This window comes from Streptomyces sp. NPDC051569 (assembly GCF_044454085.1).
Lineage (GTDB): Bacteria > Actinomycetota > Actinomycetes > Streptomycetales > Streptomycetaceae > Streptomyces.
Genome location: NZ_JBITDJ010000002.1, coordinates 1 through 25,955, shown reverse-complemented (window position 1 = coordinate 25,955; position 25,955 = coordinate 1). Strand labels below are relative to the sequence as shown.

The following is a 25,955-nucleotide window of genomic DNA, read 5'->3' as shown; positions in this document are numbered from 1 at the left end:
CTTAGGGGGTGGCCGGAATTACTGCGCGACCTGGGTGATCTCGAACGGGACCGGCTGCTGCGCAGCGTGCGGGTGCTGGTCGCCCGCGTAGACCTTCAGCTTCGAGAGCATCTGGCGGCCCAGGGTGTTCTTCGGGATCATGCCCTTGATGGCCTTCTCGACGGCCTTCTCGGGGTTCTTGGCGAGCAGCTCGTCGTAGCGGACGGAACGCAGACCACCCGGGTAACCGGAGTGGCGGTACGCCATCTTCTGGGTCTTCTTGTTGCCCGACAGGTGGACCTTGTCCGCGTTGATGATGATGACAAAGTCACCAGTGTCAACGTGCGGCGCATAGATCGGCTTGTGCTTGCCCCGGAGAAGGGTAGCGGCGGTGGTCGCCAGACGGCCCAGGACGATGTCCTGCGCGTCGATGATGTGCCACTGACGCGTCACATCGCCGGGCTTGGGGCTGTACGTACGCACGGTCGTAGCCTTCGCTTCTTCAGTGAGTGAGTCCTGACAAGGCCACCCGGACGATCACGACAGCCCTGGCTGACAATCGGGGACGCAACCCGTTGCCTGCCGCTGGTCATCGGCCCGGTGGACCGGCGTAAGGGCCCATCACGTGAGAATGAACAAGCCAATACGCATAACGAACCAGCAGAATACCCGGGCTCCCCCACCTGGGTCAAAACGGCTCCGGACCAGGGCCGACAAGCCCCGTGAGTACCGGAAAGACCGCCGGACAGGGCCTAGCGCTCGCGCACCACCCGGCGCTCGTCCCACACCGGCTCCGCCGTCTCCCGTACGACTCCGTCGGAGCCGAACACCAGGTACCGGTCGAAGGAGCGCGCGAACCAGCGATCGTGGGTGACCGCCAGCACCGTACCCTCGTACGCCTCCAGACCGTCCTGCAGGGCCTCCGCCGAGTCCAGGTCCAGGTTGTCCGTCGGCTCGTCCAGCAGCAGCGCCGTCGTGCCCCGCAGCTCCAGCAGCAGGATCTGGAAGCGCGCCTGCTGCCCGCCCGAGAGCTTCTCGAAGGGCTGGTCCCCCTGGCGCTCCAGCTCGTACCGGCGCAGCACACTCATCGCCGCGCCCCGGTCCTTGGCGTGCTCGGCCCACAGGATGTCGACGAGGGGGCGGCCCAGCAGCTCGGGGTGGGCGTGGGTCTGCGCGAAGTGACCGGGAACGACCCGCGCGCCCAGCTTCCACGCGCCGGTGTGCCGGACGTCCTCGCCGGCCAGCAGCCGCAGGAAGTGCGACTTCCCGGAGCCGTTCGACCCGAGGACGGCCACCCGCTCGCCGTAGTAGACCTCCAGCGAGAAGGGCTTCATCAGGCCCGTCAGCTCAAGATTCTCGATGGTCACGGCCCGCACCCCGGTACGGCCGCCGCGCAGCCGCATGGTGATCTCCTGCTCACGCGGCGGCTCCGGCGGCGGGCCCGCGTCCTCGAACTTCCGCAGCCGCGTCTGCGCCGCCGAATAGCGCGAGGCCAGCTCATGGCTGATCGACGCCGCCTGGCGCAGGTTCAGCACGAGCTTCTTCAGCTGGGCGTGCTTCTCCTCCCACCGGCGCTTCAGCTCCTCGAAACGCGCGAACCGCTCCCGCCGCGCCTCATGGAAGGTCGCGAACCCGGCACCGTGCACCCAGACGTCCGACCCGGCCGGGCTCGGCTCCAGGCTCACGATCTTCTCCGCCGCCCTGGCCAGCAGCTCCCGGTCGTGGGAGACGAAGAGGACCGTCTTACGGGTCTCCTTCAGCCGCTCCTCCAGCCACCGCTTCCCGGGCACGTCCAGATAGTTGTCCGGCTCGTCGAGCAGCAGCACCTCGTCGGGCCCGCGCAGCAGCGCCTCCAGCACCAGCCGCTTCTGCTCGCCGCCGCTCAGCGTGCTCGCCTCACGCCACTGCGCCTGCTCGTACGGGATCCCGAGCGCCGCCGTCGTGCACATGTCCCAGACCGTCTCGGCCTCGTACCCGCGCGCCTCCGCCCAGTCGCTCAGCGCCTGCGCGTACCGCATCTGCGCGGCCTCGTCGTCGACGGTCATGATCTCGTGCTCGGCCTTGTCCACGGCGGCCGCCGCCTCCCGGATGCGCGGCTGCGCGACCGAGACCAGCAGGTCACGGACCGTACGCCCATCCCGCACCGACCCCACGAACTGCGACATCACCCCGAGCCCGCCACTGACGGTCACCGTGCCGCCGTGCGGCTGCAGCTCCCCCGAGATCATGCGCAGCAGCGTCGTCTTGCCGGCGCCGTTGGCCCCGACGAGCGCGACGACGGCGCCTTCCCCGACCCGGAACGAGGCGTCGCCGAGCAGCACCCGTCCGTCGGGGAGGTAGTACTCCAGGTGCGCGGCCTCAAGATGTCCCATGCCCGCATTGTCAGGCCATGCGGCGCTGAGGCCCAATCGTTTTCCCCGATCCCCCGTTCCCGGGCGCGACAGCCGGGCGTCCGGCCGTAAACTGCGCGCCATGAGCTTTGGGCAAGGGGGACCCTGGGGCGGCCCCGGTTCGCCGGGACATGACCCGTACGGAGCGCAGGACCCGAGGGCGGGACACAACCCGTACGCGACACCCGACCCGCACGCGGCACAGGATCCGCACGCGGCGCAGAACCCGCAGGCGGCACCCGGTCCTTACGCGGCACAGAGCGCGCACGCGGCGCCCGACCCGCACGGATCGGGGACACCCGACTGGTCCGCGCTCGCGGACGCCTCCGCCGCCGGCGCCCGCCGCAAGCGCCGGATGCTGGTCCTGTGGGGCGGCCTCGCGACCGCCGTCGTCGCCGCGATCGTGGCGACCGCCGTCGTCACGACGAACAGCGGGGGCGACCCCCGCGCCTCCGACAAGAACGCGAGCGAACTCCCCCCGGCCGAAGAGCTGCCGAGCGAGAGCGACGAGCCCGAGCCGACCTTCTCCTCGGCCGTGCCGGTGCCCCCGCCCAACCCGAAGGACTTCGTCTCCAGCGCCGACAAGGACAGGGCCCCGCTGAACGCCGACACCCTCTTCCCCGGCCGGAAACCGGAGATGGGCGGCCACAGCGGCTACGAGAAGGGCGCCACGGCCGCCACCGCCGACTGCGCCGCCGCGACCCAGGGCGCCCTCGGCCCCATCCTCACCTCCAACGGCTGCGACCAGGTCATCCGCGCCACGTACCGCAAGGGCGGTGTCGCCGTCACCGTCGGAGTCGCGGTCTTCCCGACGGAGGCGCGGGCGCTGAAGGCCAGGAACCAGGCCGACGGCGGCGTCGCCTCGCTCTTCGGCTCCGGCGTCCCCACCTTCTGCCGGGCCCCCTCGGTCTGCCGCAGGACCACCAACTCGTACGGCCGGTACGTCTACTTCACGGTCGGCGGCTTCACCAGCGGCAAGAACGTCGCCAAGACCGACAAGGACGTCTACACCGCCGGCGACGACGTCGCCGAGTTCACCTTCCGTCAGATCCTCGAACGCGGCCGGGTCCAGGCGTCGGCGGCGGCCACGGCCCCCGCCGGATAACGCCCCCGGCCACGCCACCCCCGGCGCCCGCACCCGTAACTCCCGCGCTCGGCAGCCTGTTTGCAGGCTGCTCACCTGCGTCCCGCAGGAGGGATCCGAGGGCTGCGAAGGCGTGGGGTACATGACGGTCAAGGTCACGGTGGTGGTCCCGACGTACAACTCGGGGAGCCACATCGAACCGCTGGTCGAATCGATGCTGCGGCAGACCATGCCGCGCGACGAGTTCGAGGTGCTCTTCGTCGACGACGGCTCCACCGACCACACCCCCGCGCGACTGCGGGCCCTGACCGCCGAGCACCCCCACTTCCGTATGGTCCGCATCCCGAACTCCGGCTGGCCGGGCAAGCCGCGCAACACCGGCGTGGAGCAGGCGAACGGCACGTACGTCCAGTTCATCGACCACGACGACCTCATGGGCCCGGAAGCGCTCCAGCGCATGTACGACCTCGGCCACGCCAACGACTCCGACATCGTCATCGGCAAGGTCGTCAGCAACTTCCGGCTGCGCGGCATCCCGCACGCCCTGATGAGCCGGACCCGGGCGTCGTGCACGGTCGCCACCGCCCCGCTCCAGGACAGCCTCACCATCCACAAGATGTACCGGACCGCCTTCCTGCGCGAGCGGAACATCGCCTTCCCCGTGGGCCACTGGGTCGGCGAGGACCTGCTCTTCATGGTGCCCGCCGTCTTCCGCGCCGCGTCCGTGTCGATCGTCGGCGACTACCCCTGCTACTACTACCTGGAGCGCGAGGACGGCGGCCACGCCACCCCGCAGCGGCTCGACCCCGACAGCTACAGCGCCAATCTCCGGCAGATCCTCGACGCCCTGTCCGCCGAGACCCCGCCGGGCCCCACCCGCGACACCTGGCTGCGCCGCTTCTGGCGCGCCGACCTGGTCAAGTACCTCAGCGAGCCGATCTTCCCCGCGTACGAACCGGAACGCCGCACGAACCTCTTCCGGGCCCTGCGCTCGGTGGCGGCCCAGTACATGACCGAGGGGGCCTACGACGGGCTGGCCGGCCTGGAGCGGGCCCGCGCCGCCCTCGTACGCGGCGACCATCCCGTCCGGCTGCTGGAGCTGACCCGTCGGGCCTCGGAACTGACGGCCGACGCGCGCCTCGAAGCGGCCGACTGGCGCCGGGGACGACTGCGGGCGCGCTTCAGCGCCCGGTTCGAGATCGGCCCGGACGCCCGGCCGCTGGTCCTCGTCCGGCGCGGTGAGCGCTACTTCCTGGATCCCGCGCTCACCGACGGGGTGACCGACGAACCGGTCGAGGTCACCGATGAGCTCAAGACGTTCCGGGTGGCGGTGAACCTCCGCCACCAGGACAGCTCGGTGATGTGGCTCCAGGCGCACGAGACATCCCTGGCCCTGGAGGAGGAACCGGCCAGAGCCACCGGGGCCCAGGACGGCACCGTACGGCTCCGTCCGGTCGTACGCGGGAGCGTCGCCGTCGACCCGCTGCGCGCGGCGGGCGGCGGGCCGCTGGACGAGGGCGTCTGGGAGGTCCACGTCCGGCTGACCGGCGCGGGGCTCGACCGGTACGCGCGGCTCGGCGTGACCACGGCCCCCGGCACGACCAGGGCCCCCGGCACCCCGGGCCCGCCCTCCCCGGAGGTCCTCCCCGGCCCGGAGATCCTCGGCGGCCACGAGATCACCGCCGCCCTCGCCGACACCAGCACAGGCACAGGCACAGGCACAGGCAGCAGCGGTACCGGGCTCACCCTGACCGTACGGGCGACGGACGCGGCTCCCGGACCGCGCCCGCCCAAGGTCAGCGTCGTCCTGCCGACGGCCGGCGCGGCCCCGGACACCGTCCGGGACACCCTCGCCTCACTGGCCGCCCAGACCCTGCCGGCCCGGGACATCGAGGTGATCCCGGTCGCGGACACCGCCCCGGGCACCGATCCCCGCAACACCGGGACCACGGCCGCGACCGGCGAGTACGTGCTCTACATGGAGCCCGGAGACCGCCTCGGCGCCGAGGCCCTGGAACGCATGTACGCGTACGGCGTACGGCACGACGCCGAGATCGTCGCGGGCAAGCTCGCGGCCAGGAACCGCCCCGTCCCCCGTGAGCTGTTCGTACGGGACCGGCCACGCGCCACCTTCGCCAAGGACCCGCTGGCCGACAGCCTCACCGCCAACAAGCTCTTCCACCGCGCCTTCCTCACCGAGCACGGCCTCCGCTTCGCCGACGGGGCCCCGCCACTGGCCGAGCAGGCGTTCACGGCCGAGGCATCCCTGCGCGCGGGCCGTACCGCCGTCCTCGGCAGCCACGTCTGCTACCACTACGGGCCACGGGCGAGCACCCCCGCTGTACCGCCCGCCGAGTTCTACGCCGCGCTCCGGACGCTTCTGGAGACCACCGACCGCCTCACCCGACCCGGACCGGGACGCGACCGGCTGCACCGGCGCTGGCTGCGCGTGGAGATCCTCGACCGGCTGACCGGCCGGCAGCTGCTGGATCTGGACGAGGACGCGCGGCGCGAGCTGTTCTACGAGATCCGCAAGGTCCTCGTGAACGGCGTCTCCGCCACGGCGGTGGCGGGTCTGCCCGCCGCGCGCCGGCTGGCGGTCGGCCTGATCAGCGACGACCGTCCCGGCGACCTGATGGCGCTCGCCCGGTGGGAGGCCTCGGTCGGCTGCCACGCCCGCCTGGACGCGCTGTCCTGGCAGGAGGACGGCAGGCTCCGGCTGGCTTTCACGGGCGAACTGCACGCGGCGGAAGGCCCGTTGGGCGTCACCAGCACCGACCCCGGCCTCAGGACCAAAACCGGCACCGATCAGCTCTCCCTCGCCCCCGCCGGCCTCTCCCCGTCCCTCCTGGAGCGCTTCGCCCGCGAGCCGCTCACCGGCCCCGCCACCCCCGACCAGGCATCCGTCGTCCTCGTGCTCCGCGAGCGCGGCAGCGGCGCCGAGCACCGGCTGCCCACGAACACCACCGTCTTCCGCACGGACGGCGTTCTCAGCGTCGCCGGGACCGCGCACCTCGATCCCGCGACCTCGGTGGAGGGCGGCCCCCTCGGCGACGGCGTCTGGGACCTCTCCGTACGCCTCACCGCGCTCGGCTGGACAAAGACCGCCCGGCTCGGCGCGCGGCGCGGCCCCGGCGTCCCCGGGCGGCTCACGCCCCTGCCGCACCCCACCGCCCGGGACCGCCGCATCACCCCGTACTGGACCGACCCGGGCAGCGACCTGTCCCTGCGCGTCGCCGCCCCCGCACCCCCGAAACCGGCCCCGGCCGCACCAGGACTCCTCCACCGCCTGATCCGCCGGCTGCGCCGCGCCTGACCGCACGTCAGCAGTACGCCGAACGCTCAGCAGCAGCCGGCCGCGCCACCCAACGTCCGCTTGTTACGGGCCTGCCGGCTGCGCGCGGCCAGCAACTCATCGGCCGGATAGCCGACTTCCTCCAGCGTCAGCCCGTGCGGCCGTACGACATGCACCGCCGAGTCCCGCACGCCCGCCGCCAGCACCTTCGCCGGCCACTCCACGGGCCGGTGCCCGTCCCCCACGAACAGCATCGCGCCGACCAGCGACCGCACCATGTTGTGGCAGAAGGCATCGGCCCGCACGGTCGCCGTGATGATCCCCCGCTCGTCCCGCACCCACTCCAGCTTCTGGAGGGTACGGATGGTCGTCGCGCCCTCACGCCGCTTGCAGTACGCGGCGAAGTCGTGCTCCCCGAGCAGCCCGGCCGACGCCGTGTTCATCGCCGCCACGTCCAACGGCCAGTCGTGCCACAGCACATGACCCCGCAACAGCGGATCGACACCGCCGGGATGGTCCACCACCCGGTACGCGTACCGCCGCCAGACCGCCGAGAAGCGCGCGTTGAATCCCGCCGGCGCCTCCGCGACCTTCCAGACCCGCACATCATGCGGCAGCCGCCCCGCGAGCCGCCGCAGCAGCCGCTCCTGGTGCTCGGCCCACACCTCGTCCGGCAGATCGACGTGCGCGACCTGCCCGCGCGCGTGTACTCCCGCGTCCGTCCGCCCCGCGACCGTCAGTTCGTACGTACGCGAGGACCGCGTCACCGTACGCAGCGCGTCCTCGATCTCCCCCTGGACGGTTCGCCGGGTGGTCTGCTTCGCCCAGCCGGAGAATTCCCTGCCGTCGTAACTGAGATCCAGCCGCACCCGGACGAATCCGGGCGCCGCCCCCTCGATGTCCTCGCTCACGTTTCCGTCCTCTCACGAAAAGCGGAACGGGCCCGCCCCCGTGAGGGAGCGGACCCGTCCATCAGCCTTCGGAACGCGCTCAGGCGTCCTTGGACTCGTCGGCGGCGTCAGCGGCCTTCTCGTCCTCGACCGGCTTGGCGTCCTCGACGGTCTCCTCGGAAGCGTCCTTCTTCAGGGCGTCTTCCTTGACCGCGCGCTTGGTCGCCGCCTCGGCCTCACCGGTGGCGGCCTGCGCCACGGTCAGGGCCTCGACCAGCTCGATGACCGCCATCGGGGCGTTGTCGCCACGACGGTTGCCGATCTTGGTGATACGCGTGTAACCACCGGGGCGGTTCTCGTACCGGGGGGCGATCTCGGTGAAGAGCGTGTGCACGATGCTCTTGTCCGTGATCGTCGCCAGCACCAGGCGACGGTTGTGGATGTCGCCCTTCTTCGCCTTGGTGACGAGACGCTCCGCGACGGGGCGCAGGCGGCGGGCCTTGGCCTCGGTCGTGGTGATGCGGCCGTGCTCGAAGAGCGACTTCGCGAGGTTCGCGAGAAGCAGCTTCTCGTGCGCAGCGCTGCCGCCCAGACGGGCGCCCTTGGCGGGCTTCGGCATGGTGTTACTCCTTCATATCTGCACCGGCCGTATCAGGTACCGGTGTCAGTTCCCACGGGGCGGCCGCCCCGGGAAGTCTTGCGCTGTCCAGCCCGTCCGGGCCATGTCCGGCCCGTCCGGCGACCGAGGACACCTCCCCGACCGCACCGGCGGGGCACCCGGTCACTACCGGGCACCCCGACCGGAGGCGTTTCAGTACTGCTCGGTCTCCACGAAACCGGCGTCCGCGTCATCGTCCGCACCGAACGCGTCAGCCGCGGCGGTCGGGTCGAATCCGGGCGGGCTGTCCTTGAGCGCCAGGCCCATGCCGGCCAGCTTCGCCTTGACCTCGTCGATCGACTTCGCACCGAAGTTGCGGATGTCGAGCAGGTCGGCCTCGGAACGCGCCACGAGCTCACCCACGGAGTGGATGCCCTCGCGCTTGAGGCAGTTGTACGACCGAACGGTGAGCTCCAGCTCCTCGATCGGCAGGGCGAGATCGGCGGCGAGCGCCGCGTCCGTCGGCGACGGGCCCATGTCGATGCCCTCGGCGTCGATGTTGAGCTCGCGCGCCAGACCGAACAGCTCGACCAGCGTCTTACCGGCGGACGCCATGGCGTCGCGCGGCCGCATGGCCTGCTTGGTCTCGACGTCGACGATCAGCTTGTCGAAGTCGGTGCGCTGCTCGACACGGGTCGCCTCGACCTTGTACGTGACCTTGAGCACCGGGGAGTAGATGGAGTCGACCGGGATACGGCCGATCTCCTGGCCCACCTGCTTGTTCTGCACGGCGGAGACGTAACCGCGACCGCGCTCGACGGTCAGCTCCATCTCCAGCTTGCCCTTGCCGTTCAACGCGGCGAGGACGAGGTCCGGGTTGTGGACCTCGACACCGGCCGGGGGCGCGATGTCAGCGGCGGTGACCAGGCCGGGCCCCTGCTTGCGCAGGTACATCACGACCGGCTCGTCGTGCTCCGAGGAGACGACCAGCTGCTTGATGTTGAGGATGAGGTCGGTGACGTCTTCCTTGACGCCCGGCACGGTGGTGAACTCGTGCAGGACACCGTCGACCCGGATGCTGGTGACAGCGGCACCGGGGATCGAGGACAGGAGCGTACGGCGCAGGGAGTTACCGAGCGTGTAGCCGAAGCCCGGCTCCAGCGGCTCGATCACGAACCGCGAGCGGTACTCGTCGACGACCTCTTCGGTCAGCGAAGGACGCTGAGCGATAAGCATGAGAAATGCCTCCAGTCTTGGCACCCACTATTTGATGCCAACAAAAACAAGGGTACGGGCGGCACGGCACCGAAGCGCCGTACCGCCCGTGAGAGCCAGCCCTGAAACCCCGGCGACGGGGACAGGGTCAGACGCGGCGGCGCTTCGGGGGGCGGCAGCCGTTGTGCGGGGTGGGGGTGACGTCCTGGATCGAACCCACCTCCAGGCCGGTGGCCTGGAGCGAGCGGATCGCGGTCTCACGGCCGGAGCCGGGACCCTTGACGAAGACGTCGACCTTGCGCATGCCGTGCTCCTGCGCGCGACGGGCAGCCGACTCGGCGGCCATCTGCGCGGCGAAGGGGGTGGACTTGCGCGAGCCCTTGAAGCCGACGTGGCCGGCGGAGGCCCAGGAGATCACGTTGCCCGAGGGGTCGGTGATCGAAACGATCGTGTTGTTGAACGTGCTCTTGATGTGGGCGTGCCCATGAGCGACGTTCTTCTTTTCCTTGCGGCGCACCTTCTTGGCTGCACCCTGACGGCCCTTAGGAGGCATGTCTTTACTCCTGGATGGAGGTGGTCGGTCCTACAGCGAAGACCGCTGATGAGCGTCCGCTGAGGACTACTTCTTGCCCGGCTTCTTCTTGCCGGCGATGGCGCGACGCGGGCCCTTGCGGGTACGAGCGTTCGTGCTGGTGCGCTGACCGTGCACCGGCAGGCCACGACGGTGACGAAGACCCTGGTAGCAGCCGATCTCGACCTTGCGGCGGATGTCGGCGGCGATCTCGCGACGGAGGTCACCCTCGGTCTTGAGGTTCGCGTCCACGTACTCGCGGATCTTGACGAGGTCTTCCTCGGCAAGGTCGCGGACCCGGACGTTCGGGTCGATGCCGGTGGCGGCGAGGGTCTCCTGCGACCGGGTGCGCCCGATGCCGAAGACGTAGGTGAGGGCGACCTCGACGCGCTTTTCGCGCGGGAGGTCAACGCCTGCGAGGCGTGCCATTCATGGCTCCTGTTGAATGCGGAGGTCTTCCGCAGCGTCTCTCCCGGAAGCAGTGGTCCCCACGGTTACGCGGGGACGGTTCCGGGTCTCCGGCCTCCGCCGGAGGTGTCGACCGCCCCATGGTGCGGGGGTCGGACACTGCGTATGTACGTGTTGCTCGCGTCGCGCGAAGTACTGCGAGAGGCAGGCGGTCGTGCGTCAGCCCTGGCGCTGCTTGTGGCGCAGGTTGTCGCAGATGACCATGACCCGACCGTGACGGCGGATCACCTTGCACTTGTCGCAGATCTTCTTGACGCTCGGCTTGACCTTCATGGGATCAGGTTCTCCGGGTCAGTGCCGACACCCCGTGGAAGGGATGCCTGCAAGATCTACTTGTATCGGTAGACGATCCGGCCACGCGTCAGGTCGTACGGAGACAGCTCCACCACAACCCGGTCATCGGGAAGGATACGGATGTAGTGCATCCGCATCTTGCCGCTGATGTGCGCGAGGACCTTGTGACCGTTCTGGAGTTCCACCTTGAACATGGCGTTCGGGAGGGACTCGATCACGGTGCCCTCAATTTCGATGGCACCTTGCTTCTTGGCCACGCTTCGCCTTTCGAATCGGCTACCTTGATCGACTCTCGTCGCCGCATGAGGACACACGGGTACACCAGAGCCGACGCGTCAGTCTACGACAGCACACCCGAAAAGACGAATCCGTTGAGTTTGCCCACCGAGGGAGATTTTTAAGCGCTCCCACCCAGGCGGCGCACCACCCGGATGATCACACCGGCCTGGTCAGGGGCCGGGTACGGACGAGCCGGATCAGACCGCCGGGTCCGTCCGCCGCGCTCAGGCCAGCGGGTCCGGCGCCGCCGTGACGCCCAGCTCCGCGAGCTTCGCCTTGCCGCCGTCCGGGGCCGTGAGGACCAGCGGGCCCTCTTCCGTGAGCGCGATCGAGTGCTCCCAGTGCGAGGACCAGGTGCCGTCGGTCGTGATGACCGTCCAGTCGTCCTGCAGCACCTCGGTGTGCGGCGTACCGAGCGACACCATCGGCTCGATGGCCAGGCAGAAGCCGGGAACCAGCTTCGGGCCCTTGCCGCGCTTACGGGCCACGTAGTTCAGCAGGTGCGGGTCCATGTGCATCTGCGTGCCGATGCCGTGGCCGCCGTAGTCCTCGATGATCCCGTACTTGCCACCGCCGGGACGGGGCTGGCGCCGGATGTACGTCTCGATCGCCCGCGACACGTCCACCAGCCGCGCACCCACGCGCATCGCCGCGATCCCGGCCCACATCGACTCCTCGGTCACCCGGGAGAGCTCGATCAGCTCCGGGGCGTGACCGGTGCCGACGAACGCGGTGAAGGCCGCGTCACCGTGCCAGCCGTCGACGATCGCACCGGCGTCGATGGAGATGATGTCGCCGTCCTTGAGGACGGTCCTGTCGTCGGGGATGCCGTGCACGACGACCTCGTTGGCCGAGGTGCAGATCGTCGCGGGGAACCCGCCGTACCCGAGGAAGTTCGACTTCGCGCCGTGCTCGGCCAGCACCTTGCGGGCGACGGCGTCCAGATCCCTGGTGGTGGCCCCCGGCACCGCGGCCTCGGCGGTGGCCGCGTGCACCGCGGCGACGACCAGGCCCGCCTCGCGCATCTTCGCGATCTGCTCGGGAGTCTTGATCTCCACCATGACTGTGCCTTCCACCTGACTGCTATGACCGGTTACACCCTGCTCAACAGTACGGCCGTGGTGTCCTCGGGACGCCACGGCCGTACTGGTACCACGTGTTCAGGACCGCCTGGGCCCGTCAGCGCTGGAGTGCCTCCATGGCACGCTCGGTCACCTCGGTGACCTTGCCGAGCGCGGAGATCGTCACCACCAGGCCCTGGGCCTTGTAGTGGTCGATGATCGGCTCGGTCTGCGTGTGGTAGACCTCCAGCCGCGTCCGCACGGTCTCCTCGGAGTCGTCGTCCCGCTGGTACAGCTCGCCACCGCAGACGTCGCAGACGCCTTCCGCACGCGGCGGGCTGTACGTCACGTGGAAGACGTGCGCGCTGTCGTTGCGGCAGACACGCCTGCCGGCGATCCGCTTCACGACCTCGTCCTCGGGGACTTCGAGATCCAGGACCGCGTCCAGCTTCACGGCGTCCGCCGCCAGCGCCTCGTCCAACGCCCCGGCCTGCGAGACGTTGCGCGGGAAGCCGTCCAGCAGGAAGCCGTTGACGGCGTCCGACTGGGCCATGCGGTCCCGTGCCATCGCGATGGTGACCTCGTCGGGAACGAGGTTCCCGGCGTCCATGTATTCCTTCGCCTGCTTGCCGAGGGCGGTGCCCTGGCTGATGTTGGCGCGGAACAGGTCACCCGTCGAGATGTGCGGGACCCCCAAGTTCTTGGCAAGGTACGCAGCCTGCGTTCCCTTGCCGGCACCGGGAGGCCCGACGAGGACGATTCGCATCAGCGGAGGAACCCTTCGTAATTGCGCTGCTGAAGCTGGCTCTCGATCTGCTTCACGGTTTCCAGACCCACACCCACGATGATCAGGATGCTCGTCCCGCCGAACGGGAAGTTCTGGTTCGCGCCGCCGAAGCCGGCCAGCGCCAGCGTCGGCACAAGAGCGATCAGCCCCAGGTACAGCGAGCCCGGCCAAGTGATCCTGTTGAGCACGTAGCTCAGGTACTCGGCAGTAGGTCGACCAGCCCGGATACCCGGGATGAAGCCACCATACTTCTTCATGTTGTCCGCGACTTCTTCGGGGTTGAACGAGATGGCCACGTAGAAGAAGGCGAAGAACACGATCAGCAGGAAGTACGTCGCGATGTAGTACGGGTGGTCGCCCTTGACGAAGTGCGCCTCGATCCACGTCTTCCAGCCCGCGTTCGAGTTCGAGAACTGCGCGACCAGCGCCGGGATGTAGAGCAGCGACGACGCGAAGATGACGGGGATGACGCCCGCCTGGTTGACCTTCAGCGGGATGTACGTCGAGGTGCCGCCGTACGACCTGCGGCCGATCATGCGCTTCGCGTACTGGACCGGAATCCTGCGCTGCGCCTGCTCGACGAACACGACCAGGCCGACCATGACGAAGCCGATCAGGATGACCGTGAAGAACTCGATCCAGCCCTGGGCGAGCGTGCCGCTCTGCTTGATGGCCCACAGGGCGCCGGGGAAGCCGGCGGCGATCGAGATGAACATCAGGATGGACATGCCGTTGCCGATGCCGCGGTCGGTGATGAGCTCACCGAGCCACATGACGGCCGCGGTGCCCGCGGTCATCGTGATCACCATCGTGATGGTGGTGAAGATCGACTGGTTGGGCACGATCTCCGAGGCGACCGGGCAGCCGCTGAAGAGCGCGCCGCTGCGGGCGGTGGCGACCAGGCCGGTGCCCTGCAGCACGGCGAGGGCGACCGTCAGATAACGGGTGTACTGGGTGATCTTGGTCTGACCGGACTGGCCCTCCTTCTTGAGGGCCTCCAGCCTGGGGATCACGACGGTCAGCAGCTGGAGGATGATGCTCGCGGTGATGTACGGCATGATGCCGAGCGCGAAGATCGTGATCTGCAGCAGTGCCCCGCCGCTGAACATGTTCACCAGACCGAACAGGCCGTTGTTGCCCTTCTGGGCCGCGTCGACACACGTCTGGACATTCTCGTAGCTGACACCGGGTACGGGGATGTGTGCCCCGAGCCGGTACAGCACGATGATGGCGAGTGTGAAGAGCAGCTTCTTGCGCAGGTCGGGCGTCTTGAACGCCCGGGCGAACGCGGTGAGCACGGTGCCTCCTGCGACCCCCGCGCTACTGCGTCAGAGGTGACGGTATTGAGGATCGACGGGTAAGGGACAAGCAGAACCGCGCGGCGGGCCCCTGCGGACACTCCGCGCGGCGGGGATCCGGGAGCGAACTCCCGGACCGGGAGCGAACTCCCGGCTTCAATACAGCAACAATGATGGCCACCATACCGGCCACTGTGCCCCCCTTGGAACGACCAATCGGGGATGCCCCATATGAGAGGCATCCCCGATCGGATGTTCAGGCCATCAAGCTGTCTCAGACGAGCTCGGTGACGGTGCCGCCGGCGGCGGCAATCTTCTCCTTGGCGGAGCCGGAGACGGCGTCAACCGAAACCTGCACCGCTACGGAGATCTCGCCCTGGCCCAGGACCTTGACGAGGCTGTTCTTGCGCACGGCGCCCTTGGTGACCAGATCGGCCACCGTGACGACACCACCCTCGGGGTAGAGGGCCGAGAGCTTGTCCAGGTTCACGACCTGGTACTCGGTGCGGAACGGGTTCTTGAAGCCCTTGAGCTTCGGGAGACGCATGTGGAGGGGCATCTGCCCACCCTCGAAGCGCTCCGGAACCTGGTAACGGGCCTTGGTGCCCTTGGTACCACGACCAGCGGTCTTACCCTTGGACGCCTCACCACGACCCACACGGGTCTTGGCGGTCTTGGCGCCCGGGGCAGGACGGAGGTTGTGGACCTTCAGCGGCTTCTGCTCCGCCATGTCAGTCGACCTCCTCAACCGTCACGAGGTGGCGGACGGTGTGAACCATTCCGCGGAACTCGGGGCGGTCATCCTTGACAACCACGTCGTGCAGGCGCTTGAGCCCGAGCGAACGCAGGGTGTCGCGGTGGTTTTGCTTGCTGCCGATGTACGACTTCGTCTGCGTGATCTTGAGACGGGCCATTACGCACCCGCTCCCGCACGCGCCCGCAGCAGAGCCGCGGGGGCGACGTCCTCGAGGGGCAGACCACGGCGAGCCGCGATCTCCTCGGGACGCTGCAGGCCCTGAAGGGCCGCCACGGTCGCGTGCACGATGTTGATCGCGTTGTCGGAGCCGAGCGACTTCGACAGGATGTCGTGGACGCCCGCGCACTCCAGCACGGCACGCACCGGGCCACCGGCGATAACGCCGGTACCGGGGGAAGCCGGCTTGAGCAGGACGACGCCCGCGGCCTTCTCACCCTGGATCGGGTGAGGGATGGTGCCCTGGATGCGCGGGACCTTGAAGAAGTTCTTCTTCGCTTCCTCAACACCCTTGGCGATCGCGGCCGGCACCTCCTTGGCCTTGCCGTAACCGACACCCACGGTGCCGTCACCATCGCCTACCACGACGAGCGCGGTGAAGCTGAAGCGACGACCACCCTTCACAACCTTGGCGACACGGTTGATCGCGACAACGCGCTCAACGTATGCGGTCTTCTCGGCAGCAGACGCACCGCCGTCGCGACCCTTCCGGTCCCGCCGCTCGCCGCCACCGGCACCGCTTCCGCGGCGCTGGGGTCCAGCCATTGGATCTACCTCTCTCTGTTACGTCCGCTAGTTCCGGAACCAGGGCTCAGAACTTCAGCCCGGCCTCACGGGCGGCGTCAGCCAGAGCGGCAATCCGCCCGGCGTACTGGTTGCCACCACGGTCGAACACGACGGCCTCGACACCCGCGGCCTTGGCGCGCTCGGCGACGAGCGAACCGACCTGCTTGGCCAGGGCGCTCTTGTCACCGTCCACACCACGGATCGACGCGTCCAGGGTCGACGCCGACGCGAGCGTGTGGCCCGCGATGTCGTCGATGACCTGAGCCACCATGTGGCGGTTGGAACGCGTCACGACGAGGCGCGGGCGCTCCTGCGTGCCCGAAACCCTCTTGCGCACGCGAATGTGGCGACGCTTGATGGCAGCGGCCTTGTAGGCCTTGCCCTTGGCGATCTTGACACCGAATGCCATGGCTACTTACCGGCCTTTCCGACCTTGCGGCGGATGACCTCGCCCGCGTACTTGACGCCCTTGGCCTTGTACGGGTCGGGCTTCCGCAGCTTACGGATCTTGGCGGCGACCTCGCCGACCCTCTGCTTGTCGATGCCCTCGACGGAGAACTTCGTGGGCGTCTCCACCTTGAAGGTGATGCCCTCGGGGGCCTCGATGAGGATCGGGTGGCTATAGCCCAGGGCGAACTCCAGGTTGGAGCCCTTCGCCTGAACTCGGTAACCGACACCGCTGATCTCGAGCGCCTTGATGTATCCCTGGGTCACGCCGGTGATCATGTTCGCCACCAGCGTGCGGGACAGGCCGTGCAGGGCCTTGTTCTGACGCTCGTCGTTGGGGCGCAGCACCTGAAGGATGCCGTCCTCGCCCTTGGTGACCTCGATCGGCGCGGCAACGGTGTGCGAGAGGGTGCCCTTGGGACCCTTCACAGAAACCGTGCGGCCATCGATGGTGACGTCCACACCGGCGGGAACCTGGATGGGGAGCTTGCCGATTCGCGACATGAGCTTTTCCTCCGTTCCCGACTACCAGACGTAGGCGAGGACTTCCCCACCTACGCCCTTCTTGCCTGCCTGCTGGCCCGTCAGGAGACCGTGGGACGTGGAGATGATCGCCACGCCCAGGCCACCGAGCACCTTGGGCAGATTGGTGGACTTCGCGTAAACGCGCAGACCCGGCTTGGAAATGCGCTTGATGCCGGCGATCGAACGCTCTCGGTTCGGGCCGAACTTCAGCTCCAGGACGAGGTTCTTGCCGACTTCGGCGTCCTCGACCTTCCAGCCGGTGATGAAGCCCTCCTGCTGGAGGATCTCCGCGATGTGCGACTTGATCTTGCTGTGCGGCATCACGACGTCGTCGTGGTACGCCGAGTTCGCGTTACGCAGACGCGTGAGCATGTCTGCGATGGGATCAGTCATGGTCATGTATTGGCCTTCGGCCTCTCTCGCCGGGGTTTCCTGTATGCGCCATCCCTCTCCCCGATCAGAGTCGGGACGGGTGCGGTGCGGGGACCTACGGCGTAGTAAGCGTTGTCAGCGGGCTGTGCAGCCCGCGGGCGGTCCGGGTAAGCGGGCGCCCAACCCCACAAGCCTACGGCATATGAGGGAGGGCTCCCGCCAACCAGTTGCTTACCGAGAGCTTCGGATAAACCCCAGGAAGGGGATTACCAGGAGCTCTTGGTCACGCCCGGCAGCTCGCCACGGTGGGCCATCTCACGAAGGCACACGCGGCACAGGCCGAACTTGCGGTAGACGGAGTGGGGGCGCCCGCAGCGCTGGCAGCGGGTGTAACCGCGCACGCCGAACTTCGGCTTGCGGGCGGCCTTAGCGATCAGAGCCTTCTTCGCCACGGTCAGTTCTCCTTGAACGGGAAGCCGAGGTGACGAAGGAGGGCACGACCCTCGTCGTCGTTGGTCGCCGTGGTGACCACGGTGATGTCCATGCCCCGGACCCGGTCGATCTTGTCCTGGTCGATCTCGTGGAACATGACCTGCTCCGTGAGACCGAAGGTGTAGTTGCCACGGCCGTCGAACTGCTTGGGAGACAGGCCGCGGAAGTCACGGATACGCGGCAGCGCGAGCGACAGCGTACGGTCCAGGAACTCCCACATGCGGTCACCACGGAGGGTGACGTGGCAGCCGATCGGCTGACCCTCACGCAGCTTGAACTGCGCGATGGACTTCCGGGCCTTGGTGACGGCCGGCTTCTGGCCGGTGATCGTGGTGAGGTCCTTGATGGCACCCTCGATCAGCTTGGAGTCGCGGGCGGCGTCGCCCACACCCATGTTGACCACGATCTTGACGAGACCGGGGGTCTGCATGACGTTCTCGTAGGAGAACTCCTCACGCAGCTTGCCGGCGATCTCCTCGCGGTAGCGCAGCTTCAGACGCGGCGCAGTGGTGGTCGTCATCAGATGTCCTCACCGGTCCGCTTGGCAACGCGGATCTTGTTGCCCTCGTCGTCAAAGCGGTAGCCGACGCGGGTGACGACCTTCTTGCCGTCCTTCTCCACGACCAGCTGAACGTTGCTGATGTGGATGGGGGCCTCGGTGGTCACAATGCCGCCGGTCTGCGAACCACGAGCCGTCTGACCGGCCTTCGTGTGCTTCTTGACCCGGTTGACGCCCTCGACCAGAACACGGTCCTGCGTGGGGAAGGCGACAATGACCTTGCCCTGCTTGCCCTTGTCCTTGCCCGTGATGACCTGAACCAGGTCACCCTTCTTGATCTTCATGCTTACAGCACCTCCGGCGCGAGCGAGATGATCTTCATGAACTTCTTCTCGCGCAGCTCACGGCCCACCGGGCCGAAGATACGGGTGCCACGAGGGTCGCCGTCGTTCTTCAGAATGACGGCGGCGTTCTCGTCGAAGCGGATGTACGAGCCGTCGGGACGGCGGCGTTCCTTCACGGTGCGAACGATGACCGCCTTGACGACGTCACCCTTCTTCACGTTGCCACCGGGGATTGCGTCCTTGACGGTGGCGACGATGACGTCACCGATGCCCGCGTAGCGACGACCCGAGCCACCGAGAACACGGATGGTGAGAATTTCCTTCGCACCCGTGTTGTCGGCGACACGCAGTCGCGACTCCTGCTGGATCACGTCTATCTCCTGATCGTCTGCCGGTTCCCGGCGGGGAGCGCACGTGATGTGCGCTCCCCGCCGAGCCTGGCGGAACTATGCCGAGGGAGTGCCCTGGTGGCACCCCCCCAGGGTTATTACTTGGCCTTCTCGAGGATCTCGACGATGCGCCAGCGCTTGGTGGCGGACAGCGGCCGGGTCTCCATCAGGAGGACGCGGTCGCCGATGCCGGCGGCGTTCTGCTCGTCGTGCGCCTTGAGCTTGTTCGTACGGCGGATGACCTTGCCGTACAGCGCGTGCTTCACGCGGTCCTCGACAGCGACGACGACGGTCTTGTCCATCTTGTCGCTGACGACCAGACCCTCGCGGGTCTTGCGGAATCCGCGGTCGGTGTTGGTCTCGGTCACGTTGCTCTCGCTCATCAGGCGCTCTCCACCGTCTCGATGCCCAGCTCGCGCTCACGCATCAGGGTGTAGATCCGCGCGATGTCCTTACGGACGGCCTTGAGCCGACCGTGGTTCTCGAGCTGACCGGTCGCCGCCTGGAAGCGGAGATTGAACAGCTCTTCCTTGGCCTCGCGAAGCTTGCCAACAAGCTCCTCGCTGCCCAGTTCACGCAGCTCGGACGCCTTGGTAACGGCCGCCATCACGACTCACCTGCCTCGCGCCGAACAATCCGGCACTTCATCGGAAGCTTGTGAGCAGCGCGGGTAAGCGCCTCACGAGCGATCTTCTCGTTCGGGTAGGACAGCTCGAACATCACCCGACCGGGCTTGACGTTCGCGATCCACCACTCGGGGGAACCCTTACCGGAACCCATGCGGGTCTCAGCAGGCTTCTTGGTGAGCGGACGGTCCGGGTAAATGTTGATCCAGACCTTGCCGCCACGCTTGATGTGACGGGTCATCGCGATACGAGCGGCCTCGATCTGCCGGTTCGTCACGTACGCCGGCGACAGGGCCTGAATGCCGTACTCGCCGAACGCAACCTGCGTGCCACCCTTGGACATACCGCTGCGCTTCGGGTGGTGCTGCTTGCGGTGCTTGACCCTACGGGGGATCAGCATTTCGGTCAGGCCTCCGTTCCACCGGTAGAAGAGGACGGAGCCTCAGCGGCCGGAGCGGCGGTGGCCTCGGCCTTGGGGGCCTCGGCACCGGACTGCTGCGGCTTGCGGCCACGTCCGCCACGCTCGCCACCGCGGGCACCACGGCCGGCGGGACGGTCGTTGCCGCCACCACGGGCCGGACGGTTACCGGCGCGGGCCGCAGCGTTCTCGGCGCGTACCTCGGCGATGTTCTTGACGTCGCCCTTGTAGATCCAGACCTTCACGCCGATACGGCCGAAGGTCGTCTTGGCCTCGAAGAAGCCGTAGTCCACGTTCGCGCGGAGCGTGTGCAGGGGCACACGGCCCTCGCGGTAGAACTCCGAGCGGGACATCTCGGCGCCGCCGAGACGGCCACCGCACTGGATCTTGATGCCCTTGGCGCCGGCCTTCATCGTCGACTGCATGCTCTTACGCATGGCGCGACGGAAGGAGACACGCGAGGAGAGCTGCTCGGCGACGGCCTGGGCCACCAGCTGAGCGTCCACCTCGGGGTTCTTGACCTCGAGGATGTTCAGCTGGACCTGCTTGCCGGTCAGCTTCTCCAGCTCGCCGCGGATGCGGTCGGCCTCGGCGCCGCGGCGGCCGATGACGATGCCCGGACGCGCGGTGTGGATGTCAACGCGGACGCGGTCACGGGTGCGCTCGATCTCAACCTTCGAGATGCCGGCCCGCTCCATGCCCTTCGTCATCATGCGACGAATGGCAACGTCTTCCTTGACGTAGTCCTTGTACAGCTTGTCGGCGTACCAACGGGACTTGAAGTCCGTGGTGATACCGAGCCGGAACCCATGCGGGTTAACCTTCTGGCCCATTACCGGGTTCCTTCCTTGCTGCTGACGACCACGGTGATGTGGCTGGTCCGCTTGCGGATCCGGTAGGCACGGCCCTGGGCACGCGGTCGGAACCGCTTCAGGGTCGGGCCTTCATCCACATACGCCTCGCTGATGACCAGCGAAGAGGCGTCAGTGTGCTCGTAGTTGTGCGCGGCGTTGGCAATGGCGCTGTCCAGCACCTTGCCGACCGGCACGCTGGCGGCCTGCGGGGCGAAGCGCAGGACCGCCTGAGCCTCCGTGGCATCCATGCCACGGATGAGGTCCACCACGCGGCGGGCCTTCATGGGCGTGACGCGGATGTACCGCGCCTGGGCCCTGGCTTCCATGGTTGTCCCTTCGGTGTGAGTCATAGTCAGTCACCCCGCGTTAGCGGCGCTTCGACTTCCGGTCGTCCTTGACGTGGCCGCGGAAGGTGCGAGTCGGCGAGAACTCGCCGAGCTTGTGGCCGACCATCGACTCGGTGACGAACACCGGGACGTGGATCTTGCCGTTGTGCACCGCGATCGTGTGGCCCAGCATGGCCGGGACGATCATCGAGCGACGGGACCAGGTCTTGATGACGTTCTTGGTGCCTGCTTCGTTCTGTACGTCCACCTTCTTGATGAGGTGGTCGTCGACGAAGGGCCCCTTCTTGAGACTGCGCGGCATCTAAACCCGCTCCTAGCGCTTCTTGTTCGTCTTGCGGCGGCGGACGATGTACTTGCTGCTTGCCTTCTTCGGCGAGCGAGTACGACCCTCCTTCTGACCCCACGGGCTGACCGGGTGGCGACCACCGGAGGTCTTGCCCTCACCACCACCGTGCGGGTGGTCGACCGGGTTCATCGCGACACCGCGGACGGTCGGGCGAACGCCCTTCCAGCGCATACGGCCGGCCTTGCCCCAGTTGATGTTCGACTGCTCGGCGTTGCCGACCTCGCCGATCGTGGCGCGGCAGCGGACGTCGACCATCCGGACCTCGCCGGAGGGCATACGAAGGGTGGCCATGGAGCCCTCCTTCGCCAGCAGCTGGACCGAAGCACCCGCCGAACGGGAAATCTTCGCTCCGCCGCCGGGACGCATCTCGATGGCGTGGATGGTCGTACCGACCGGGATGTTGCGCAGCGGCAGGTTGTTGCCGGGCTTGATGTCGGCGCCAGGGCCGTTCTCAACCCGGTCGCCCTGGCTGAGCTTCGCCGGCGCGATGATGTAGCGCTTCTCGCCGTCTGCGTAGTGCAGCAGCGCGATGCGCGCGGTGCGGTTGGGGTCGTACTCGATGTGCGCGACCTTGGCCGGCACGCCGTCCTTGTCGTGACGACGGAAGTCGATCACGCGGTAGGCGCGCTTGTGGCCACCACCCTGGTGGCGAACGGTCACACGACCGGCGTTGTTACGGCCGCCCTTGCTGTGCAGCGGGCGGACCAGCGACTTCTCCGGCGTGGACCGCGTGATCTCGACAAAGTCGGCGACGCTGGAGCCACGACGGCCCGGGGTCGTCGGCTTGTACTTGCGGATACCCATTGTCTCTCAGTCCTCGGAAGAATTCCGGATCCTGGACGTCTCGACCTCCGTCAGGAGGCCGGGCCGCCGAAGATGTCGATACGGTCGCCCTCGGCGAGGGTCACGATGGCGCGCTTGGTGTTGGCACGCTTGCCGAAACCGGAGGCGGTGCGCTTGCGCTTGCCCTGCCGGTTGATCGTGTTCACCCCGGTGACCTTGACCGAGAAGACCGCTTCCACGGCCTGCTTGATCTGGGTCTTGTTGGCGCTGGGCAGCACGACGAACGTGTACTTGTTCTCGTCGAGCAGCGCGTAGCTCTTCTCGGAGACCACGGGCTTGACGAGAATGTCACGCGGGTCCGTGAAGGTCTTGCTGGTGATCTCGGCCATCAGGCTTCGCTCCCCTCGGTGTCGGCAGCCAGGCGATCGGCAGGGCCAGACACGAAGGACTCGAAGGCGGCCTTGGTGAAGACCACGTCGTCGGAGACGAGCACGTCGTACGTGTTCAGCTGGCCCGGCGCCAGGATGTGCACCTGGGGCAGGTTGCGGGCGGACAGCCACGCGGCCTCGTCGGCCCGCTCGACGACCAGGAGCAGGTTCTTCCGCTCACTGATCTTGCCCAGCAGGGTCTTGGCAGCCTTCGTGGAGGCGGCACCCTCGACCACGTCGGTGATGACGTGGATACGGGAGTGACGGGCCCGGTCGGTGAGGGCACCGCGCAGGGCGGCGGCCTTCATCTTCTTCGGGGTCCGCTGCGAGTAGTCACGCGGCACGGGGCCGTGGACAACGCCACCGCCGGCGAACTGCGGAGCGCGGGTCGAACCCTGACGGGCGCGGCCGGTGCCCTTCTGGCGGTAAGGCTTCTTGCCACCACCACGGACTTCGCCGCGGGTCTTGGTCTTGTGCGTGCCCTGACGGGCAGCGGCCAGCTGCGCGACAACGACCTGGTGGATCAGCGGGATGCTGATCTTGGCGTCGAAGATCTCCGCGGGGAGTTCGACGGTCCCGGTCTTGTCGCCTGCCGGCGAAAGGATCTCAATGGTGCTCATCGGTTACCTCAAGCCCCCTTGGCAGCGGTACGGACCAGGACGAGGCCGCCGTTCGGACCAGGAACCGCACCCTTGATAAGGAGCAGGCCCTTCTCCGCGTCAACAGCGTGAACGGTCAGGTTCTGGGTGGTGACCCGCTCGTTGCCCATACGGCCGGCCATGCGCATGCCCTTGAACACACGCCCCGGGGTGGCACAGCCACCGATGGAACCGGGCGAGCGGTGCTTGCGCTGGGTGCCGTGACCGGCGCCGAGGCCCTTGAAGTTGTGACGCTTCATGACACCGGCGAAGCCCTTGCCCTTGCTCTGGCCCGTGACGTCAACCTTGACGCCGGACTCGAACACCTCGGCAGTGATCTCCTGGCCGAGCGAGTACTCGCTGGCGTCGGAGGTACGGAGCTCCACCAGGTGGCGGCGCGGGGTCACGTCGGCCTTGGCGAAGTGACCCTTGAGGGGCTTGTTCACCTTGCGAGGGTCGATCTCGCCGAAGGCGATCTGGACCGACTCGTAGCCGTCGATGTCATTCTTACGGACCTGGGTAACGACACAGGGCCCGGCCTTGACGACGGTCACCGGGACGACACGGTTGTTCTCGTCCCAGACCTGGGTCATGCCGAGCTTCTCGCCCAGGACGCCCTTGATCTGCTTTGCCATCTTCTCCGCGCCTCTCAGAGCTTGATCTCGATGTCAACGCCGGCCGGAAGGTCCAGGCGCATCAGCGAGTCAACGGTCTTGGGCGTCGGGTCGAGGATGTCGATCAGGCGCTTGTGCGTGCGCATCTCGAAGTGCTCGCGCGAGTCCTTGTACTTGTGCGGAGACTTGATGACGCAGTACACGTTCTTCTCAGTGGGCAGCGGCACCGGGCCCGCGACCGACGCACCAGTACGCGTCACCGTCTCGACGATCTTCTTCGCCGAGGAATCGATGACCTCGTGGTCGTAGGCCTTGAGCCGGATGCGGATCTTCTGTCCCGCCATGGCTACCTAGTAGTCCTGTCTCTCGTAACGCTCTGGGACCCGGCAGGTTCGCGTCCTGCTCCGACCCACGCGGTCGGGCGTGTCGCACCCGCTCTGCGAAAATCTCCGGAAGGAGCTTCCCTGCGAGGGATACGGCCCAAATGCCGTGAGCCGGGGGCGGAACACCCACCGGGTGCCTGGCAAGGGCCCCACTGACACTTCCCGGAAGATTCCCGTACGTCCGCACCAGCGCTGCCCCGTAAGGCAGTTGATGCGACGAGTACTGTGGGACTCGCTTCCGGTCCTCCCGGCGGGAGGCGTGCAGCATTGGCACTCAACCGAGCAACCTGAACAGTGTGCCATAGGCCCTACGGCCCTGGCCAATCGGGCCGAAAAGCGTACCCCACGTCACTCGAACTGAACCCTGAGGCGCGACGCGGAGCGTCGGCGAGGACTACGCCAGCCCGAACCGGTCGCCGGGAGAGACGGGCAGCGCCTCCGGCCCGATCGGCCGGCCACGGCCCGGTTCCTTGCAAAACGGTCTGGGCGGAACTCGACCTGAAACCCTGACCCGTGGCCCCCGGATCCTCGAAAGCCGGAGCCCGGGGACCTGGGCTCCGGTGGGCCGGGCGCCTGGGCGCCCGGAGCGAGCACGCCCACAGAGTGTCCTGCGGAGAGGCCTCAAGGACGGCCGCCGCCCACAGCCCTCGTCGTTAGCATGAACGTGAGGCGCTTCGGCCGGACCCCAGGTCGCCGACAGAGAGAGGAGCGAAAGCTATGACGATCGCCCCGGACCATGCCCGGCGTGATCTCCTCCAGTACCAGGTGATGCGCGACATAGTCGAGCGGATGCAGGAAAGCGTCCCCGGAAAGCTGGAGATCACGAAGGAAGGGATCGTTCACGACATGATGTCACCGGGGGGTCCTCATGAGCTGACCGCGGCCCGCGTCAGCCGGCGGCTGGAGAAGGTCATGCCGGAGGGACTGCTGGCCCACACCGGCACGCCGGACGTGGAGGACGCCCACGAAGGCGTGATGCGTCATCCGGACATCATGGTGATCGCCGAGTCCGACATGGAGGTCGAAGGGCCCTTCGACGCCCGTACGCTCCTCGCCGCGATCGAAGTGGTGTCCCGATCCAACCCGGACAACGACTGGGTCAGCAAGATGCGGGACTACCCGCTGCTCGGGATTCCCGTGTACGTGATCTTCGATCCGCGCACCGGCACCGGCGCTGTCCTCTCCGACATCCACCCGACCCCGACCGGTCCCCGCTACGCGACCCGCAAAGACTTCGTGTACGGCGAGGAGATCACCATCGGCGAGTGGACCATCCCCACCGGGCAGCTGCCGCGCTACGCGTAGCCGCCACCCCCGCCCCGCCCGGCGGCCGGCGGCAATGTGCGTGGACGCGAAATGGGCGTGAACGCGAAAAGGCCCCGCACCATAAGGTGCGGGGCCTTCCCACAATAATTGTTCGGCGGCGTCCTACTCTCCCACAGGGTCCCCCCTGCAGTACCATCGGCGCTATGAGGCTTAGCTTCCGGGTTCGGAATGTAACCGGGCGTTTCCCTCACGCTATAACCACCGAAACACTATGAAGATATCCAACAGACGGACAACAACACGACTGTTCGTTACTTCAGAACTAACACAGTGGACGCGAGCAACTGAGGACAAGCCCTCGGCCTATTAGTACCAGTCAGCTTCAACCGTTACCGGTCTTCCACATCTGGCCTATCAACCCAGTCGTCTACTGGG

General features: G+C 67.7%; 36 protein-coding genes and 2 rRNA genes. 3 read left to right on the top strand and 35 right to left on the bottom strand.

Annotated features, from left to right (window positions below; all coding sequences use genetic code 11):
• Positions 1-18: 18 nt before the first annotated feature.
• Complete coding sequence (gene rplM, locus ACIBAE_RS03100; RefSeq protein ID WP_399282033.1) at positions 19-462, bottom strand: 50S ribosomal protein L13; 444 nt, start codon at positions 460-462, stop codon at positions 19-21.
• A gap of 269 nt (positions 463-731) precedes the next feature.
• Positions 732-2,351, bottom strand: a complete 1,620-nt coding sequence (locus tag ACIBAE_RS03095) for an ABC-F family ATP-binding cassette domain-containing protein (RefSeq protein WP_399282032.1) — start codon at positions 2,349-2,351, stop codon at positions 732-734.
• Between the two features lie 100 nt (positions 2,352-2,451).
• Here ACIBAE_RS03095 and ACIBAE_RS03090 point away from each other — a divergent pair, with 100 nt between their 5' ends.
• The gene (locus ACIBAE_RS03090) at positions 2,452-3,474 is read left to right on the top strand and encodes a hypothetical protein (protein WP_399282031.1); all 1,023 of its coding nucleotides are present in this window, start codon (positions 2,452-2,454) and stop codon (positions 3,472-3,474) included.
• Positions 3,475-3,595: 121 nt separating this feature from the next.
• Positions 3,596-6,769 (top strand): glycosyltransferase family 2 protein, encoded by a 3,174-nt coding sequence (locus tag ACIBAE_RS03085; protein WP_399282030.1) that lies wholly within the window; start codon positions 3,596-3,598, stop codon positions 6,767-6,769.
• A gap of 26 nt (positions 6,770-6,795) precedes the next feature.
• Here the strand turns inward: ACIBAE_RS03085 and truA are convergent, their stop codons facing one another.
• From truA to rpsJ, 31 genes are all read right to left on the bottom strand, one after another.
• Positions 6,796-7,659, bottom strand: coding sequence for a tRNA pseudouridine(38-40) synthase TruA (gene truA / locus ACIBAE_RS03080; protein WP_399282029.1), 864 nt, complete (start codon positions 7,657-7,659; stop codon positions 6,796-6,798).
• Between the two features lie 79 nt (positions 7,660-7,738).
• A complete protein-coding gene (gene rplQ, locus ACIBAE_RS03075; RefSeq protein ID WP_399282027.1) occupies positions 7,739-8,257 on the bottom strand; it encodes a 50S ribosomal protein L17 in 519 nt (172 codons plus the stop codon).
• A 192-nt stretch (positions 8,258-8,449) separates the two neighbouring features.
• Positions 8,450-9,472, bottom strand: a complete 1,023-nt coding sequence (locus tag ACIBAE_RS03070) for a DNA-directed RNA polymerase subunit alpha (protein WP_399282026.1) — start codon at positions 9,470-9,472, stop codon at positions 8,450-8,452.
• 127 nt (positions 9,473-9,599) lie between these two features.
• Entirely contained in the window at positions 9,600-10,004 is a 405-nt protein-coding gene (gene rpsK, locus ACIBAE_RS03065) for a 30S ribosomal protein S11 (RefSeq protein WP_003956432.1), read from the bottom strand.
• A gap of 66 nt (positions 10,005-10,070) precedes the next feature.
• Positions 10,071-10,451: a 30S ribosomal protein S13 gene (gene rpsM, locus ACIBAE_RS03060; RefSeq protein WP_399282025.1), complete on the bottom strand. Its 381-nt coding sequence runs from the start codon at positions 10,449-10,451 to the stop codon at positions 10,071-10,073.
• Between the two features lie 198 nt (positions 10,452-10,649).
• Positions 10,650-10,763, bottom strand: a complete 114-nt coding sequence (gene rpmJ / locus ACIBAE_RS03055; RefSeq protein WP_003956441.1) for a 50S ribosomal protein L36 — start codon at positions 10,761-10,763, stop codon at positions 10,650-10,652.
• A gap of 56 nt (positions 10,764-10,819) precedes the next feature.
• Positions 10,820-11,041, bottom strand: a complete 222-nt coding sequence (gene infA, locus ACIBAE_RS03050) for a translation initiation factor IF-1 (RefSeq protein WP_003956442.1) — start codon at positions 11,039-11,041, stop codon at positions 10,820-10,822.
• A gap of 246 nt (positions 11,042-11,287) precedes the next feature.
• Entirely contained in the window at positions 11,288-12,124 is an 837-nt protein-coding gene (gene map, locus ACIBAE_RS03045) for a type I methionyl aminopeptidase (protein ID WP_399282024.1), read from the bottom strand.
• 118 nt (positions 12,125-12,242) lie between these two features.
• A complete protein-coding gene (locus tag ACIBAE_RS03040; RefSeq protein ID WP_399282023.1) occupies positions 12,243-12,890 on the bottom strand; it encodes an adenylate kinase in 648 nt (215 codons plus the stop codon).
• Positions 12,890-14,209 carry a preprotein translocase subunit SecY gene (gene secY / locus ACIBAE_RS03035; RefSeq protein WP_399282021.1) on the bottom strand — a complete coding sequence of 440 codons (1,320 nt, stop codon included), beginning with the start codon at positions 14,207-14,209 and terminating at the stop codon, positions 12,890-12,892. Before secY ends, ACIBAE_RS03040 begins: the two co-directional genes overlap by 1 nt.
• A gap of 274 nt (positions 14,210-14,483) precedes the next feature.
• Positions 14,484-14,939, bottom strand: a complete 456-nt coding sequence (gene rplO / locus ACIBAE_RS03030; RefSeq protein ID WP_399282020.1) for a 50S ribosomal protein L15 — start codon at positions 14,937-14,939, stop codon at positions 14,484-14,486.
• Position 14,940: 1 nt separating this feature from the next.
• Positions 14,941-15,123: a 50S ribosomal protein L30 gene (gene rpmD / locus ACIBAE_RS03025; RefSeq protein ID WP_093594204.1), complete on the bottom strand. Its 183-nt coding sequence runs from the start codon at positions 15,121-15,123 to the stop codon at positions 14,941-14,943.
• Positions 15,123-15,728 (bottom strand): 30S ribosomal protein S5, encoded by a 606-nt coding sequence (gene rpsE / locus ACIBAE_RS03020; protein WP_399282019.1) that lies wholly within the window; start codon positions 15,726-15,728, stop codon positions 15,123-15,125. Before rpsE ends, rpmD begins: the two co-directional genes overlap by 1 nt.
• Before the next feature lie 46 nt (positions 15,729-15,774).
• Positions 15,775-16,158 (bottom strand): 50S ribosomal protein L18, encoded by a 384-nt coding sequence (rplR, locus tag ACIBAE_RS03015; RefSeq protein ID WP_399282018.1) that lies wholly within the window; start codon positions 16,156-16,158, stop codon positions 15,775-15,777.
• A gap of 2 nt (positions 16,159-16,160) precedes the next feature.
• Positions 16,161-16,700 (bottom strand): 50S ribosomal protein L6, encoded by a 540-nt coding sequence (rplF, locus tag ACIBAE_RS03010; RefSeq protein WP_399282017.1) that lies wholly within the window; start codon positions 16,698-16,700, stop codon positions 16,161-16,163.
• A 21-nt stretch (positions 16,701-16,721) separates the two neighbouring features.
• On the bottom strand, positions 16,722-17,120 hold the full coding sequence (gene rpsH, locus ACIBAE_RS03005; protein WP_319680019.1) for a 30S ribosomal protein S8: 399 nt from the start codon (positions 17,118-17,120) through the stop codon (positions 16,722-16,724).
• Positions 17,121-17,359: 239 nt separating this feature from the next.
• Complete coding sequence (locus ACIBAE_RS03000) at positions 17,360-17,545, bottom strand: type Z 30S ribosomal protein S14 (RefSeq protein WP_003948630.1); 186 nt, start codon at positions 17,543-17,545, stop codon at positions 17,360-17,362.
• A gap of 2 nt (positions 17,546-17,547) precedes the next feature.
• Positions 17,548-18,105, bottom strand: coding sequence for a 50S ribosomal protein L5 (rplE, locus tag ACIBAE_RS02995; protein ID WP_399282016.1), 558 nt, complete (start codon positions 18,103-18,105; stop codon positions 17,548-17,550).
• Complete coding sequence (gene rplX / locus ACIBAE_RS02990; protein ID WP_399282015.1) at positions 18,105-18,428, bottom strand: 50S ribosomal protein L24; 324 nt, start codon at positions 18,426-18,428, stop codon at positions 18,105-18,107. Before rplX ends, rplE begins: the two co-directional genes overlap by 1 nt.
• A 2-nt stretch (positions 18,429-18,430) precedes the next feature.
• Complete coding sequence (rplN, locus tag ACIBAE_RS02985; protein ID WP_003974257.1) at positions 18,431-18,799, bottom strand: 50S ribosomal protein L14; 369 nt, start codon at positions 18,797-18,799, stop codon at positions 18,431-18,433.
• A gap of 116 nt (positions 18,800-18,915) precedes the next feature.
• A complete protein-coding gene (gene rpsQ, locus ACIBAE_RS02980) occupies positions 18,916-19,200 on the bottom strand; it encodes a 30S ribosomal protein S17 (protein WP_399282014.1) in 285 nt (94 codons plus the stop codon).
• The gene (gene rpmC / locus ACIBAE_RS02975; RefSeq protein WP_399282013.1) at positions 19,200-19,424 is read right to left on the bottom strand and encodes a 50S ribosomal protein L29; all 225 of its coding nucleotides are present in this window, start codon (positions 19,422-19,424) and stop codon (positions 19,200-19,202) included. Before rpmC ends, rpsQ begins: the two co-directional genes overlap by 1 nt.
• Positions 19,424-19,843 carry a 50S ribosomal protein L16 gene (rplP, locus tag ACIBAE_RS02970; RefSeq protein ID WP_014154587.1) on the bottom strand — a complete coding sequence of 140 codons (420 nt, stop codon included), beginning with the start codon at positions 19,841-19,843 and terminating at the stop codon, positions 19,424-19,426. Before rplP ends, rpmC begins: the two co-directional genes overlap by 1 nt.
• A gap of 5 nt (positions 19,844-19,848) precedes the next feature.
• On the bottom strand, positions 19,849-20,694 hold the full coding sequence (gene rpsC, locus ACIBAE_RS02965; RefSeq protein WP_399282012.1) for a 30S ribosomal protein S3: 846 nt from the start codon (positions 20,692-20,694) through the stop codon (positions 19,849-19,851).
• Entirely contained in the window at positions 20,694-21,041 is a 348-nt protein-coding gene (rplV, locus tag ACIBAE_RS02960; RefSeq protein ID WP_200300733.1) for a 50S ribosomal protein L22, read from the bottom strand. The genes rpsC and rplV overlap by 1 nt, the downstream gene beginning before the upstream one ends.
• Before the next feature lie 40 nt (positions 21,042-21,081).
• On the bottom strand, positions 21,082-21,363 hold the full coding sequence (rpsS, locus tag ACIBAE_RS02955; RefSeq protein WP_030351437.1) for a 30S ribosomal protein S19: 282 nt from the start codon (positions 21,361-21,363) through the stop codon (positions 21,082-21,084).
• A 12-nt stretch (positions 21,364-21,375) separates the two neighbouring features.
• Positions 21,376-22,212, bottom strand: coding sequence for a 50S ribosomal protein L2 (gene rplB / locus ACIBAE_RS02950; protein WP_114659660.1), 837 nt, complete (start codon positions 22,210-22,212; stop codon positions 21,376-21,378).
• 50 nt (positions 22,213-22,262) lie between these two features.
• Positions 22,263-22,580: a 50S ribosomal protein L23 gene (rplW, locus tag ACIBAE_RS02945; protein WP_399282011.1), complete on the bottom strand. Its 318-nt coding sequence runs from the start codon at positions 22,578-22,580 to the stop codon at positions 22,263-22,265.
• The gene (gene rplD, locus ACIBAE_RS02940) at positions 22,580-23,239 is read right to left on the bottom strand and encodes a 50S ribosomal protein L4 (RefSeq protein WP_399282009.1); all 660 of its coding nucleotides are present in this window, start codon (positions 23,237-23,239) and stop codon (positions 22,580-22,582) included. Before rplD ends, rplW begins: the two co-directional genes overlap by 1 nt.
• Before the next feature lie 8 nt (positions 23,240-23,247).
• Positions 23,248-23,892 (bottom strand): 50S ribosomal protein L3, encoded by a 645-nt coding sequence (rplC, locus tag ACIBAE_RS02935; protein WP_399282008.1) that lies wholly within the window; start codon positions 23,890-23,892, stop codon positions 23,248-23,250.
• Between the two features lie 14 nt (positions 23,893-23,906).
• Positions 23,907-24,215, bottom strand: a complete 309-nt coding sequence (rpsJ, locus tag ACIBAE_RS02930; RefSeq protein ID WP_003948644.1) for a 30S ribosomal protein S10 — start codon at positions 24,213-24,215, stop codon at positions 23,907-23,909.
• A 756-nt stretch (positions 24,216-24,971) separates the two neighbouring features.
• On the opposite strand from rpsJ, the gene ACIBAE_RS02925 reads away from it, so the two are divergent.
• The gene (locus ACIBAE_RS02925) at positions 24,972-25,559 is read left to right on the top strand and encodes a Uma2 family endonuclease (RefSeq protein WP_399282007.1); all 588 of its coding nucleotides are present in this window, start codon (positions 24,972-24,974) and stop codon (positions 25,557-25,559) included.
• A 110-nt stretch (positions 25,560-25,669) separates the two neighbouring features.
• Here the strand turns inward: ACIBAE_RS02925 and rrf are convergent.
• A 5S ribosomal RNA gene (gene rrf / locus ACIBAE_RS02920) occupies positions 25,670-25,786 on the bottom strand.
• 80 nt (positions 25,787-25,866) lie between these two features.
• A 23S ribosomal RNA gene (locus ACIBAE_RS02915) occupies positions 25,867-25,955 on the bottom strand; the annotation flags it as partial.